The 13,944-nt window shown below is 70.9% G+C and carries 12 protein-coding genes; 5 read left to right on the forward strand and 7 right to left on the reverse strand.

What is annotated here, in order from left to right:
• The first annotated feature begins 107 nt into the window (after positions 1–107).
• The 4 genes from RWH45_RS06405 to RWH45_RS06420 all read left to right on the forward strand — a co-directional run bounded on the left by RWH45_RS06405 (position 108) and on the right by RWH45_RS06420 (position 5,087).
• The gene (locus RWH45_RS06405; RefSeq protein ID WP_315994047.1) at positions 108–1,580 is read left to right on the forward strand and encodes an ABC transporter permease; all 1,473 of its coding nucleotides are present in this window, start codon (positions 108–110) and stop codon (positions 1,578–1,580) included.
• A 31-nt stretch (positions 1,581–1,611) separates the two neighbouring features.
• A complete protein-coding gene (locus RWH45_RS06410) occupies positions 1,612–2,319 on the forward strand; it encodes an ABC transporter ATP-binding protein (RefSeq protein ID WP_315994048.1) in 708 nt (235 codons plus the stop codon).
• A 432-nt stretch (positions 2,320–2,751) separates the two neighbouring features.
• Positions 2,752–3,294, forward strand: a complete 543-nt coding sequence (locus tag RWH45_RS06415) for an SRPBCC family protein (protein WP_315994049.1) — start codon at positions 2,752–2,754, stop codon at positions 3,292–3,294.
• A gap of 116 nt (positions 3,295–3,410) precedes the next feature.
• Complete coding sequence (locus tag RWH45_RS06420; protein ID WP_315994050.1) at positions 3,411–5,087, forward strand: FAD-binding dehydrogenase; 1,677 nt, start codon at positions 3,411–3,413, stop codon at positions 5,085–5,087.
• Between the two features lie 49 nt (positions 5,088–5,136).
• Here the strand turns inward: RWH45_RS06420 and mnhG are convergent, their stop codons facing one another.
• The 7 genes from mnhG to RWH45_RS06455 form a co-directional block, all read right to left on the reverse strand.
• Positions 5,137–5,517 carry a monovalent cation/H(+) antiporter subunit G gene (gene mnhG / locus RWH45_RS06425; RefSeq protein ID WP_315994051.1) on the reverse strand — a complete coding sequence of 127 codons (381 nt, stop codon included), beginning with the start codon at positions 5,515–5,517 and terminating at the stop codon, positions 5,137–5,139.
• The gene (locus RWH45_RS06430; RefSeq protein ID WP_315994052.1) at positions 5,514–5,780 is read right to left on the reverse strand and encodes an MrpF/PhaF family protein; all 267 of its coding nucleotides are present in this window, start codon (positions 5,778–5,780) and stop codon (positions 5,514–5,516) included. Before RWH45_RS06430 ends, mnhG begins: the two co-directional genes overlap by 4 nt.
• Positions 5,777–6,391: a Na+/H+ antiporter subunit E gene (locus RWH45_RS06435; RefSeq protein WP_315994053.1), complete on the reverse strand. Its 615-nt coding sequence runs from the start codon at positions 6,389–6,391 to the stop codon at positions 5,777–5,779. The genes RWH45_RS06430 and RWH45_RS06435 overlap by 4 nt, the downstream gene beginning before the upstream one ends.
• Positions 6,388–7,944, reverse strand: a complete 1,557-nt coding sequence (locus RWH45_RS06440) for a Na+/H+ antiporter subunit D (RefSeq protein WP_315994054.1) — start codon at positions 7,942–7,944, stop codon at positions 6,388–6,390. The genes RWH45_RS06435 and RWH45_RS06440 overlap by 4 nt, the downstream gene beginning before the upstream one ends.
• Complete coding sequence (locus RWH45_RS06445; RefSeq protein WP_315994055.1) at positions 7,941–8,522, reverse strand: Na(+)/H(+) antiporter subunit C; 582 nt, start codon at positions 8,520–8,522, stop codon at positions 7,941–7,943. Before RWH45_RS06445 ends, RWH45_RS06440 begins: the two co-directional genes overlap by 4 nt.
• Positions 8,519–11,446, reverse strand: a complete 2,928-nt coding sequence (locus RWH45_RS06450; protein WP_315994056.1) for a Na+/H+ antiporter subunit A — start codon at positions 11,444–11,446, stop codon at positions 8,519–8,521. Before RWH45_RS06450 ends, RWH45_RS06445 begins: the two co-directional genes overlap by 4 nt.
• 96 nt (positions 11,447–11,542) lie before the next feature.
• Positions 11,543–12,592, reverse strand: a complete 1,050-nt coding sequence (locus RWH45_RS06455; RefSeq protein ID WP_315994057.1) for a LacI family DNA-binding transcriptional regulator — start codon at positions 12,590–12,592, stop codon at positions 11,543–11,545.
• A gap of 77 nt (positions 12,593–12,669) precedes the next feature.
• Between RWH45_RS06455 and RWH45_RS06460 the strand changes: the two genes are divergently transcribed.
• Complete coding sequence (locus RWH45_RS06460; protein WP_315994058.1) at positions 12,670–13,908, forward strand: MFS transporter; 1,239 nt, start codon at positions 12,670–12,672, stop codon at positions 13,906–13,908.
• Positions 13,909–13,944 lie beyond the last annotated feature (36 nt).

Genomic DNA, 13,944 nt, shown 5'->3' on the forward strand with positions numbered 1-13,944 from the left:
GCCGTGTCACCGCGACATACGCGCTTCATAGAAAGCGTGAGGCGGCGGTGAGGGTGCCGTTCCTACGTTCACTGCGACGGCCGCACCCCGCGTCCGGAAGGAGAAGCATGTACGGCACCTACCTGCGGCGCGAACTCGCCGGCCGCACCAAACAGACCGTGATCGTCGCGGTCGGACTCGCGATCGCCATTGCGCTCGTCATCGTGGTCAACGCGCTCTCGGCGGGGGTGCGCGACGCGCAGTCGCAGGCGCTTTCGTCGGTCTACGGAGTCGGCACCGACCTCACCGTCACCGGGGCGCAGACCGAGCCGGGCGAAGGCGGCGGCGGTCCGCGCTTCGACTTCGGCGCCGACGACGGCGCCACCAGCGACGGGACGACCACCCTCAGCCAGTCGCGCCTGATGACCGACATGATGCGCGGCACGCTCGACGCGTCGACCGTGACCACGGTGACGGGTCTCGACGGGGTGACGGCCGCGACCGGCGCCCTCGCCCTCACCAACACGACGTTCTCGGGCGAGATCCCCGACCGCAGCGCCGACACCGGCACCGGCACCGGCACCGGCACCGAGCAGGGACAGGGCATGGGCCAACCGCCGGCGGGCGGCCCGGGCGGCGACGGCGGCAGCGCCTTCGGCGTGGACTCCTTCAGGGTGCTGGGCGTCGACCCGGCGGCATCCGTCGGCCCCCTCTCCTCCGTCACGGTCAGCGAGGGTCGTGCCCTGGAGGCAGCGGATGCCGGAACGAACGTCGCGGTCATCGACGCGACGTACGCGGCGAGCGCCGGACTGAGCCTCGGCGGCACCGTCGACGTGGGCGGCACTGCGATGCAGATCGTCGGCATCGTCGCCTCGGCTTCGGCCGACGCCGACACCGCCGCGAACGTCTACCTCCCCCTCGACGTGGCCCAGACGCTGGCCGGGGTCGGCGACGTGGTCTCGACCGTGTACGTGCAGGCCGATTCGGCGGATGCCATCGACCAGGTGCAGAGCGAGCTCACCGCCGCGCTGCCCGACGCGACGGTGAGCTCGCAGTCGGAGCTCGCCTCCACCGTCTCGGGGTCTCTCTCGAGCGCCTCGACGATGATCTCGAACCTCGGCACTTGGCTCAGCCTCGTCGTGCTGCTGGTCGCCCTGGCCATCGCGGTGCTCTTCACGATCTCGGGCGTCGCCCGCCGCACGCGCGAATTCGGCACGCTCAAGGCCATCGGGTGGTCGAACGCGCGCATCGTGCGGCAGGTCGCGGGCGAGTCGCTCGTCCAGGGCCTGCTCGGCGGTGTCGCGGGTCTGATCCTCGGGCTCGGCGGCATCCTGCTGGTCAACTTCATCTCGCCGACCGTGTCGGTCGCCGCGAACACCTCCGGCGGTGGACAGGGCGGGCCGGGAGCCGGCGGCCCCGGCGGCGGATTCGGTCAGGCGGCCGCGCAGGCCACCGACATCGTCCTCAGCGCCCCCGTCACCCCGGTCGTCGTGGTGGCCGCGGTCGGCATCGCCGTCCTCGGCGGCGTGCTCGCCGGAGCGTTCGGCGGATGGCGTGCTGCACGCCTCAGCCCCGCCGCCGCCCTCCGTTCGGTCGCGTGAGCGGCATCCCCCGTCCTTCGAAGGAGACATCATGACCCTCACCGTTCCCACCGCCACCGCCACCGCGTACCGCCTCTCGCAGGTGACGCGCACGTACCGTCAGCGGGATCGCACCGTGCAGGCTCTCGCGGGCATCGACCTCGAGATCGCCGCGGGCGACTTCGTGACCATCCAGGGCCCGACCGGCGGCGGCAAGTCGACGCTGCTGCAGATGCTCGGCGCCCTCGACCGGCCCTCGAGCGGGTCGGTGACCCTCGGCGAGGTCGACATCGCACGGGCGTCGAACGCGCAGCTGAGCCGCCTGCGTGCCGAGGAGATCGGCTTCGTGTTCCAAGGCTTCAACCTCATCCCGACCCTGACGGCGGCGGAGAACGTCGACATGGGCCTCGAGCCGCTGCGCCTCGATCGCGGCGAGCGCGACCGACGCGTGACCGAGGCGCTCACGCGCGTGGGTCTCGCCGACCGCGCCGATCACCGCCCGGGAGAGCTCTCGGGCGGGCAGCAGCAGCGCGTCGCCATCGCGCGGGCCGTCGCCAAGCAGCCGCGGGTGCTGCTCGCCGACGAACCGACGGGCAACCTCGACGAGAGCATGCGCGACGAGATCCTCGACGTGCTCGAGACGCTCAACGCCGAGGGGCTGACGCTGGTGGTCGTGACGCACGACTCGGCGGTGGCCCGCCGCGCCCGCCGCCGGCTGCGCCTGGCGAAGGGCGTGGTGACCGACATCACGCACGGCTGAGGCGGGCGCGGAGGTGCCCGGGGCGCGGAGGTGCCCGGGGCGCGGAGGTGCCCGGGGCGCGGAGGTGGTCCTTCGCGCCCCGGGGCCACTCTCCACCCCGGGCCCCGGCGCAGCGCCGGCCCTGCGCAACGCCGGAGGCCCCTTCGCGACGCCGAGGCCTCGCGCAGCGCCGAGGCCCCGGCGCGACGCGAGGCCCCTTCGCGACGCGAGCCCCCTTCGCGACGCGAGCCCCTGAGCCTGTCGAAGGGGCCGGGCCCGCACCAACCCCGGTGGCTTCGACGAGCTCAGCCACCTCCCTGCGCCCCCACTCCCGGTGGCTTCGACGAGCTCAGCCACCCCGACGCCCCCTCCCGACCGAACCGTCAAGTCCCGCCGCGGACGCGGCATCCACCCCCTACAGTCGAATCACGTCGACCGGAGGGATGCAGTGCCATGGCCGCCCGCAACACCCGCCTCATGCGGTGCACACCCGACGACCTCTTCGCGGTGCTGTCCGACGGGTGGCTCTACCCCGTGTGGGTCGTCGGCGCCGCCCGCATGCGCGACGTCGACGCGGAGTGGCCCCGCGAGGGCAGCCGCATCCATCACTCCCTCGGCGTCTGGCCCGTGATGATCCATGACGAGACCGAGATCGTCGAGTGGGACCCGCCGCGACGACTCCGGCTGCGGCCGGAAGCCGGTCTCCTCGGTCGAGGCGTGATCCGCATCGATGTGCGCCCGCACGGCGACGGGATCGCCGTGACGATCCTCGAGGAGCCGGTCTCGGGTGCCGCCGCCCTGCTGCCCTCGGTGCTGTGGAAACCGATGCTCGTGGCGCGCAACCACGAGTGCCTGAACCGCCTGGCATTCCTCGCCGAGGGCCGCCGGGAGGAGCGGGAGGCACGCGAACTCGACCACCGCACCGAGACGCCCGACCCCGCGGAGGGGACCCCGTCACCGCAAGCGGCGGAAGACGTCCGCGAAGCCGGCGTGTGACCCTCACGGCCCTTCTCGAACAGCACTGAGTCGCCGCGCGGTCCTCGCGCCTCTCGGTCGTTCCGAGAGATGATGCGAACACGCACGTCACCGCCGACGCGTCGAGGGAGGAACCGATGGATGCCGATGTCATCATCGTGGGCGCGGGGCTGGCCGGCCTCGTCGCGAGCAACGAGCTCGTGCGCGCCGGCAAGCGGGTGCTGCTCGTCGACCAGGAGAACGCGTCGAACCTCGGCGGGCAGGCGTTCTGGTCGTTCGGAGGGATCTTCCTCGTCGACTCCCCCATGCAGCGCCGGCTCGGTGTCCGCGACTCGTTCGACCTCGCGTGGCAGGACTGGCAGGGCTCGGCCGGGTGGGACCGGCTCGACGGGCCGCACGCCGAGGACGAGTGGGCGAAGAAGTGGGGACGCGCCTACGTCGAGTTCGCCGCCGACGAGAAGCGCGCCTGGCTGCACGAGCACGGCGTGCGCTTCACGCCCGTCGTGGGATGGGCGGAGCGCGGGTCGCTCTCGGCCGCGGGTCACGGCAACTCGGTCCCTCGCTTCCACGTGCCCTGGGGCACCGGCACCGGGATCTCCGAGCCGTTCGCCGACCGTGCCCGCGCCGCCGCGGCGGAGGGCGCCCTCGATCTCCGTTTCCGCCACCGGGTCGATGCCCTGGTGTTCACGGACGGCCGGGTGACCGGCATCCGTGGGGCGATCCTCGCCCCCGACGACTCCGCGCGCGGGGTGTCGTCGTCGCGCGACGAGGTGTCGACCTTCGAGCTGTCCGCGCACGCCGTGGTGATCGCCACGGGCGGGATCGGCGGAGATCACGACCGCGTCCGTGCCTGGTGGCCGAAACGGCTGGGGACCCCGCCGAAGAAGATGGTCACGGGCGTCCCCGCGCACGTCGACGGGCGCATGCTCGACATCGCGGAATCGCAGGGCGTGCGCTTGGTCAACCGCGACCGCATGTGGCATTACACCGAGGGCGTGCAGAACTTCGCGCCGGTGTGGCCGGGCCACGCGATCCGCATCCTCCCCGGTCCCTCGTCCCTGTGGCTCGACGCGCGCGGCCGCCGTCTGCCCACACCCGGCCTCCCCGGATACGACACGCTCGGCACCCTGCGCCTGCTGCGCACCACCCCCGACCTCGCCGACTACGACTACTCGTGGTTCGTGCTCGACCAGACGATCATCAAGAAGGAGTTCGCCCTGTCGGGGTCGGAGCAGAATCCCGACATCACCGACCGCGACCTGGGGCTGCTCCTGCGCAGTCGGCTCGGTCGCACCGCGCCCGGGCCGGTCGAGGCATTCAAGACCCGGGGCGTCGACTTCGTCGTCGCCGACACCCTCGGCGACCTCGTGGGCAAGATGAACGCGCTCACGGGCGACGGTCTGCTCGACGAGGACGCGATCCGCCGACAGATCGTCGACCGCGACCGCGAGATGGTGAACCCCTACGCGAAGGACGCGCAGGCGATGGGCATCCGCAACAGCCGAAGGTTCCTCGGCGACCGCATCTTCCGCACCGTGAAGCCCCACGCACTGCTCGACCCGCGCCACGGACCCCTTATCGCGGTGCGCCTCTGGATCGTGACGCGCAAGTCGCTCGGCGGCATCCAGACCGACCTGAGCGGACGGGCGATGGATGCCACCGGCCGCCCGATCGAGGGTCTGTACGCCGCGGGAGAGGCGGCGGGATTCGGCGGCGGCGGCGCCCACGGCTACAACGCGCTCGAGGGCACCTTCCTCGGCGGCTGCCTGTTCACCGGCCGCACCGTCGGTCGGGCCCTCGCCGCGGCGCTGTGAACCCCGGCATCCGACCGAATCGCCACGGCCGCGAGGGCCGCCCGACTCGTCAGCTCTCCGGCCGCGTCTCCGCCCCGGTCGACCCGGGCTGCTCGGTCCTGTGCTGCAGCTCGTCGACGAAGAGGTTCGCCTCGTCGGTCGTGCGGTTGCGGTAGGCCGCCCGACCCACCATGTGCGCCGCGAGCGGAGCCGTGGCGAACTGGATGAGCACGATCGGGATGCCGAAGGCCACCACCTCCCACGTGCGCAGCGACAGCGCGACCGCGATGACGATGAGCAGTACGCCCAGCACCTGGGGCTTGGTCGCCGCGTGCAGACGCGTCGGGACGTCACGCCAGCGCAGCAGCCCCAGCGTCGCCGTGAGGCAGAGCACGGCGCCGATCAGCACGAGGACGAGGGCGACGGTGTCGAGCACCGATTCGAGGGTCACCGCGGGTTCTCCTTCCGCGCGACGAAGCGGGCGACGGCGATCGAACCGAACACGCCGACCGCCGCGATGATGAGCATCGCGGGCAGAGAGCGCGTGTGGTGGTTGATCACCATGTCGGCACCGAGGATGCAGATCACCTCGGTGAGCAGCACGTCGGCGGCGACCGCACGGTCGAGGATCGACGGGCCGATCACCAACCGGATGAGGGCCAGCACCGCAGCGACGGCGAAGACGACGAGGATGACGACGACGAGGGCGGTCACAGCAGGGTCCTCCCCTCTCGCGGCGATTCGATCGAACTGTGGTGATGGGTCGAGCTGTCGGCGATGCGGGCGCGCAGCTCCTGCAGCTCCTCGCGCGAGCCGACGGCGCGCGTGATGCGCGCCTCCCAGCCGAGCACGATGCGGCGCTGGTGCTCGGCATCCTCTTCGCTGCGCACCCCGATCGTGTGCAGATACAGGGTGCGGTTCTCGCGGTCGACGTCGACGATGAGCGACCCCGGGATGAGGGATGCCGTCACCGCGGTGTGGGCCATGATCACGTCGTCGTCGACCCGCAACGGCACCGCGATGATCGCGGCGCCGGGCTGGCGACGGAAGTCCAGCACCTGCCAGGCCACGATCAGCGACCCCTTGACGACGGCACCGAGGAACGTGACGACGAAGATCACGCCGTACCAGAGGTTGATGCGACCCGACAGCTCCACCGGCGGCAGACGGAACACACGCGTGACGAAGACCGCCATGACGAGACCCGTCACGAAGGCGAGCCACGTGAACTGGCCCCACAGCAGCATCCACAGAGCGATCAGCCACAGCAGGAGCGGTAGCTGGTGCAGGAAAAGCGACACCTGCGCGCGGCGGGTGGGGCTCATCGCGGGTCCTCCGCATCCTGCAGCTGCACGAGGGTGACCCCGCCGTAGATGCGCTCCCCTGCCCGCAGACACGCGTCGAGAAGGGGACCGGCGAACACCGTCAGCGAGATCGTGACGATGACCATGCCGGCGGTCGCGACGGTCATGATGCGCGGGATCGTGCGTCGCTCGGTCGAGATCGTCGCCGCGGGGGCGTTGCCGAGGTAGGCGATGCGCTCGCTCGTCTCGGCCGAGTCGTCGTCCTCGCGCCAGAACGAGAGGTTCCACGCGCGCATGAGCGCGTACAGCGTGAGGATCGAGGTGACGATACCGCCCACGATGAGCACGATCATGACGGGCGTGCCCACCTGGGCCGCGGCGTCGAACAGCGCGTACTTGCCGATGAAGCCCGAGAACGGCGGGAGCCCGCCCAGGTTGATCGCCGGGATGAAGTACAGCACCGCGAGCAGCGGAGCCGCGCGCATGAGTCCCTTGACCTTGAGGATCGAGGTGCTGCCGGCCCGGCGCTCGATCAGCCCGACGGCGAGGAACAGGGTCGTCTGCACGATGATGTGGTGGACGATGTAGTAGATCGTCGCGCCCACCGCGAGCGGTGTGTTGATCGCGAGGCCGAAGATCATGTAGCCGATGTGGCTCACGAGCGTGAACGACAGGATGCGCTTGAGTTCGGCCTGGGCCACGGCGCCCAGCACGCCGACGATCATCGTCGCGAGGGCCACCATGAGCAGCAGGAAGTTGATGTCGTTGTCGACGAACAGCTGCGTCTCGGTGCGGATGATCGCGTAGACGCCGACCTTCGTCAGCAGGCCCGCGAACACGGCCGTGACCGGGGCCGGTGCCGTCGGGTACGAGTCGGGCAGCCAGAACGACAGCGGGAACACCGCGGCCTTGATGGCGAAGGCCAGCAGCAGCATGAGGTGCAGGATCGTCTGCGTGTCCTGCGGCAGCATCGCCATGCGCTCGCTGATCTGCACCATGTTGACGGTGCCCAGCGCCCCGTAGACCATCGCGATGGCCGCGAGGAACAGGATCGACGACACCAGCGACACGACGATGTAGACGACGCCGGTGCGGATGCGGGACTCGGTGCCGCCGAGGGTGATGAGCACGTACGACGCGACGAGCAGGATCTCGAAGCCGACGTAGAGGTTGAAGAGGTCGCCGGCGATGAAGGCGTTGAAGATGCCCGCGCCCAGGATGAGGTACGCCGGGTAGAAGATCGAGACAGGGGTGTCCTCGTCGTTGTCGGCCGCCCCCTGACCGATCGAGAACAGCAGGACCGCGAGCAGGACGATGCTCGTGACGACCACGAGCAGAGCGGCCAGCACGTCGACGTAGAGCACGATGCCGAGGGGGATCTGCCACGCGGCGATCGCCACGGCGATGGGGCCGTTGGTGTCGACCGCGACGAGCAGGATCGCGCCGAGCACGAGCACCGCCGCGAGGGACGCGACCGACACGACGATCTGCGTCTTCTTGCGACGACCGAAGATGAGGTTGATCGCGGCGCCGATGAGCGGGATGCCGACGAGCAGGGGCACGAGGGCGCTCACGAGCGATCACCGTCCTGGGGGTCGCGGGGGGCCTCGGGGTCGTCGTCGGATGTGCGGCGCCGGACGGCCACGCGGTCGACCGGCGCGTCGTCGACGAGGTGCGACAGATCGCCCTGGTGCAGCACGCGGATCGGGTTCGCGACGTCGCCCACGAAGTCGGTGGTGACGTCGTCGTCGTCGGAGCGCGATTCCTCGTCCATCGCGTCCTCGACCTCCTCCGCCGTACGGGTGCGCAGGGCGACGTCGTCCGCATCGTCGACGACCGTGTCGGCCTGACCGAGCTGCCACGAGCGGTAGATGAGGGCGAGCAGGAAGGCCGAGATCGCGAACGTGATGACGATCGCGGTGAGCATGAGGGCCTGCGGGAGCGCATCCGACATCTCTGCGGCATCCGTCTCGCCGTCGTAGAACGGGGCGATGGCCGGTCGCCCCATGACGATGAGCAGCAGCAGGTTGGCGGCGTTTCCGAGCAGCAGGAAGCCGATGAGCACGCGCGTGAGGCTGCGCTCGAGCATCGCGTAGACGCCGCACGCGAAGAGCACGGCCATCACGATCACCAGCACGAGGGAGATGTTCACGGGTTCACCACCTCCGCGTCCTCGGGCAGTTGCGACTGCCGGTCGACCTCGGCGCCGAGGCTGCGCAGCACGTCGAGCACGAGGCCGATCACGACGAGGTAGACGCCGATGTCGAAGATCGTGCTCGTGACGAACTCCCAGTGACCGATGAGGGGCAGCTCCCCCTCGAAGGTGAAGCTCTGCAGGGGGGCGAACCCGAAGAACATCGGCACCAGGGCGCACAGCACGGCGATCGCCATTCCGGCGCCGAGGAGGCGACCGGCGTCGGTGGGGGCGGCGGCGCCGAGCTCCCAGCGCCCACCGGCGATGTAGCGCATGACGAGGCCCAGACCGGCGACGAGCCCACCGGCGAAGCCGCCGCCGGGGAGGTTGTGCCCCGCGAAGAGGAGGTAGAGCGAGATGACCATCACCGTGTGGAAGAGCACGCGGATGATGATCTCGAGCAGGATCGACCGGTTCTCGGGCTGCACCTTCGCGCCCGACACGAGCCAGGCCCGCGGCGCCCCGGTCTCGCCGACGCGCTGCGCGCGGACGCCGCTGTCGGTCTCGACGAGCGGACGGCGACGTCCGAGACCCGTCCGACTGCGCGCGGTGCCGGAGCGGCGCGAGAGGTTGTCGCTGCGATCGGTGATGAAGACGAGGGATGCCACACCTGTCGCCGCGAGCACCAGCACCGACAGCTCGCCCATCGTGTCCCATCCGCGCAGGTCGACGAGCGCGACGTTGACGACGTTGCGGCCGTGGCCGATCTCGTACGCCAGCGGGGGCCACTCGAGCGAGATGGGGAGGTCTTGACGGGCTCCCGTCGCGACGATGGCGACCAGGGCCATCGTGAGACCGACGCCCGCGCCGAGCACGGCCCGGGCCAGCGGCGCCACGGAGGCGTTCTGCTCCCCCATGCGCGCGGGCAGACGCCGCAGCACGAGGGCGAAGACGACGAGGGTGACGGTCTCGACCAGCACCTGCGTGAGGGCGAGGTCGGGGGCGCCGCTCGTCGCGAACAGCACGACCAGACCGAGTCCGGTGACCGAGACGAGCGCAACGCCCGTGTAGCGCTTGCGAGCGCGCACGGCGAGGATGCCGGCGGCGATCATCAGCGGGGCGGCGATGAGCTGCGTCGGGGAGTGCCAGGCATCCAACTGCGCCCGCCACTCGGCCGAGGCGAACAGGGCCGTGCCCTCGGCGATGACGAGCACGATGAAGATCGTGCCGACGTAGAAGGGCAGCGAACCCCGCTGGAAGCGTGCGGTCACCCACTCCGAGGAGTGATCGATACCGCGGAGCGCGACGTTGTACACATCGTTCGCCGTGAAGGGGAGTGCGCGGCGCCGCTTGTGCAGCTGCGTCTTGCGCACGAGCCAGAAGATCCCCGCGCCGAGCGCGAGCGTGCCGAGCGAGATGAACAGCGCCGGCTCGAGACCGTGCCAGAGGGCCAGATGGTACGGGTACTCGGGCGCGGCGACGCCGGGCGTCGCCTCGGGAAGACCGTCGGCGTAGGGCGCCAGCCAATGGTCGACGACCGGGGCCAGCACACCGAGCGCGAGCGAAGCCGCGGCCAGCAGCACGGGCGCCGAGAGGAAGCCGATGGGCGGGTCGGGCCACTCGGTGGTCTCGACGTCGCGCTTGGTCCAGTACGCGCCCCAGAGGAACCGGATGCCGTACGCCGCCGTGAGCGCCGAGCCGAGCACGATTCCGATCAGGGCGACGGTCCCCCACCCCGCGCCCGCCTCGGCCTCGTGCAGGAGGGCGGTGAGCGCGGTCTCCTTCGCCACGAAGCCCAGCGTCGGGATGACGCCCGCCATCGATGCGATCGCGACGAACGACGCCGTCGCCATGACGGGAGCCTGCCGACCAAGGCCCGACAGCTGCCCGATGTCACGGGTGTTGAGCTGGCGGTCGATGACGCCCACGACGAGGAAGAGGCACGACTTGAACAGCGCGTGGCTCAGCAGCAGAGCCGCGCCGGCGAGGGCGGCATCCCGCGTTCCGTAGCCCAGCATGACGGTCAGGAAGCCCAGCTGACTGACCGTGCCGAACGCCAGGATGCGCTTGAGGTCGCGCTCGCGCAGGGCTTGGAAACCACCGAGCAGCATGGTGAAGACCCCGAGCGCGATCAGCGTCGGTCGCCAGAACGGCGTCTCGGCGAAGCCCGGCGCGAGGCGCGCGATGAGGTAGATGCCCGCCTTCACCATTGCGGCGGCGTGCAGGTACGCGCTGACCGGGGTCGGGGCCGCCATGGCGCCGGGGAGCCAGAAGTGGAAGGGGAAGATGGCCGATTTGCTCAACGCCCCGACGATCAGCAGCAGCACGGCGATGTCGACGACCGTGCCAGTGGGCGGGTCGGCGAGGATGGCCGACAGGCTCGAGGTACCGGCCTGCACGACGAGCAGCACCACGCCGATCAGCATGACCAGGCCGCCGAGCGTGGTGACCAGCAGGGCCTGCAGAGCCGCCCGTCGGCTGGCGGCACGTGCGTGGTAGTAGCCGATGAGCAGGTACGAGAGCACGCTCGTGACTTCCCACAGCATGACCAGCACGACGACGTCGTCGGTCAGGACGAGGCCGTACATCGCACCGGCGAAGGCGAGCAGCACCGCGGAGAACTGCCCGACGCCCTTCGTCTTGCCGCGGAAGTACCAGCGGCAGTACAGCATCACCAGGGCGCCGACGCCGGTGACGACGACGGTGAGGATCCAGCCGAGCACGTCCATTCGCATGGAGAGCGAGACGTCGATCGCAGGGATCCAGCGGTATTCCTCGAAGGGAATGTTCCCGGAGAACACGGAGGGAGCGAGCACCAGGGCGTGGGCGAACGCCAGGGCCGGGAGAACGGCCGCGACGTAGAACGCTCGCGCACCGATCCTCGAGACGAGCCACGGGAGGAGCAGAGGGAGAGCCGCGAAGGCGCCCAGGAACATCAGCATGTGCGGGCCTCCTCGGGGTCGACGGGCGAATGCCCGGGCTCTCGGGGTGTCGAACCTATTCTAAGCGGAGCATGAGAGTCCGTGGACCACGGGTTCTCATGTGGTAGGCGGTGGGGCCGTCGTCGTCCCCACGCGGAACGTACAGGTCAGGTCGAGGCCGGAGGGTTCGTCGTCCTCCAGCATCGCGGCCACCGCCTCGCCCGCCGCCCGCCCCTTCGCGGTCGCGGGTTGCACGAGGGTCGTGAGCACGTGAGGCGCGAGGCCGTCGACCACCACGCCGTCGAAGCCGGTGACGCTGACGTCGTGCGGAACACGCAGCCCGGCCTCTTCCGCCGCGCGGATGACTCCGGCGGCGAGCAGATCGCTCTGCGCGATCACGGCCGTGGGTCGGCGCGACGGGTCGCCGAAGATGGTGCGTCCCGCGATCGCCCCCTCGTCGATCGAGCTCGTCGCCGCGGCGAGCACCGGCGCCCGGGGGAACACCTCGCGCGCACCCGCCAGGCGGTCGGCGGTGACGTCGACGCGGACGGGCTCGTCGGCCGTCACCCATCCGCGGCGTCGCGAGGTGTCGATGGGGAGGGTCACGATGACCACGTCGCGGTGGCCGAGGTCGGCGACGTGCTGGGCTGCGGCACGCTGCGCCTCGGCGTTGTCGAGCAGCACCTGCGGGACACCCTCGCCCGCGTCGCCCTCGACGACCACCACCGGGATGCCACGCCCCCGGACGATCTCGAGGGAATCGCGCATGCGGGGGCTGCACCCGATCAAAACCGCCGCGTCGATGGGTGCGGTGTGCAGAGAGGGCTCGCTGACGGTCTCGCCGTCGTCGCGCAGGAGCAGCAGCGCAGCGCCGAGGCGCGAGACGCCGTCGGCCAGGCCGTCCATCATGTGCGTCGTGACGGGGTCGAGGAACGCCGTGCCCAGGTGCGTGTCGAACACCACGCCGACGATCCCGCTGCGACCGCGCCGCAGCGAGGCCGCGCGCGGATCGGGCCCCGTGTAACCGAGCGCATCGGCGGCGGCGAGCACGCGTGCGCGGGTCGCCTCGGAGGTGGGCGTCTTCCCGCTGAAGACCACCGAGGCGGTCGACGGGGAGACGCCGGCCTCACGGGCGACGTCGCTGATGGTGGCGCGGCGGGTGCTCACGGCCCGATCGTACCCGCGACGCACGGTGCTGCCGAATCGATTCGATCGATGTCGAATCGATTCGGTACAGTGTCGGCATGCTCACCTCTCTCACCCGCTCCCAGCTCGTGCGCTGGCACATCGCGATCTGCGCCATCTTCTTGGCGAGCGGACTGAGCATCTCGACCTGGGCGTCCCGGGTCCCCGCCATCCGCGAGTCGCTCGGCATCGAGAACTCCGGGGTCGGCCTGCTGCTGCTCGGTATGGGCGTGGCATCCATCATCGGCCTCTCCATCGCGCCCGCGGTGATCGCACGCCTCGGTGCGCGCACCGGAATGCTCGTCGCGCTCGTACTCGTCGGCGTCGGACTCGGCGTCATCGGGTTCGGCGCCGACACACTGCAGGTCTTCGGCGTCGCCCTCGTCGGCCTCGCCCTCTTCGGCTTCGGCAACGGCGCGGTCGACGTGATGATGAACGTCGAGGGGGCCGCCCTCGAGAAGGCGACCGGCCGCACCATCATGCCGTTGCTGCACGCGTTCTTCAGCTTCGGCACGGTCATCGGCGCAGGCCTGGGATTCGTCGCCGTCAGCGCGGGGATCCCCGTGCTCGCGCACTGCGTCGCGATGGGTGTCGTCATCCTCGTGGTCGCCTTCGTCTCCGTGGCGAACGTGCCGCGGGCCGAGGTCGCGATGGACGCCCCCGCCGCCGAGGAGCGCGCGCACTGGCGTGATCGCCTCGCCACCTCGCTCCAGGCGTGGCGCGAACCGCGCACCTACACGCTCGGCGTGATCATGCTCGGCATGGCCTTCGCCGAGGGCAGCGCGAACGACTGGCTGCCCTCCGCCGTCGTCTACGGCCACGGCGCCCCCGAAGAGGCGGGTCCCGCCGTGCTCGCGGTGTTCTCGGTCGCGATGACCGTCGGTCGCATCGCGGGCGGCCCGGTCGTCGATCGCCTCGGCCGCGTGATCGTGCTGCGCGTGCTCGCGGCGACCGCCGCCGTGGGTCTGCTGCTGTTCATCCTCGCGCCGTACGGACCGCTCGTGTTCGTCGGCGCGGCACTGTGGGGCCTCGGCGCGTCGCTGGGATTCCCGATCGGCATGTCGGCCGCCGCGGACGACCCCGCCAAGGCCGCTTCCCGCGTCGCGGCCGCAGCGACCATCGGGTACGTCGCATTCCTGTGCGGCCCGCCCATCCTCGGCTGGATCGGCGACCACATCGGCCTGCTGAACACCCTGTTGATCGTGGTCGGGCTGATCGTGGCATCCGGGCTCTTCTCCGGCGCGGCGAAGCCGCTCGTGGTCGACGAGGCGAAGGTCGACGAGGCCGCACGCCGCTGACGCCCGACGGGGCGGACACCGGCGAGCGCGATTAGG

The organism is Microbacterium galbum, assembly GCF_032464915.1.
GTDB lineage: Bacteria > Actinomycetota > Actinomycetes > Actinomycetales > Microbacteriaceae > Microbacterium > Microbacterium galbum.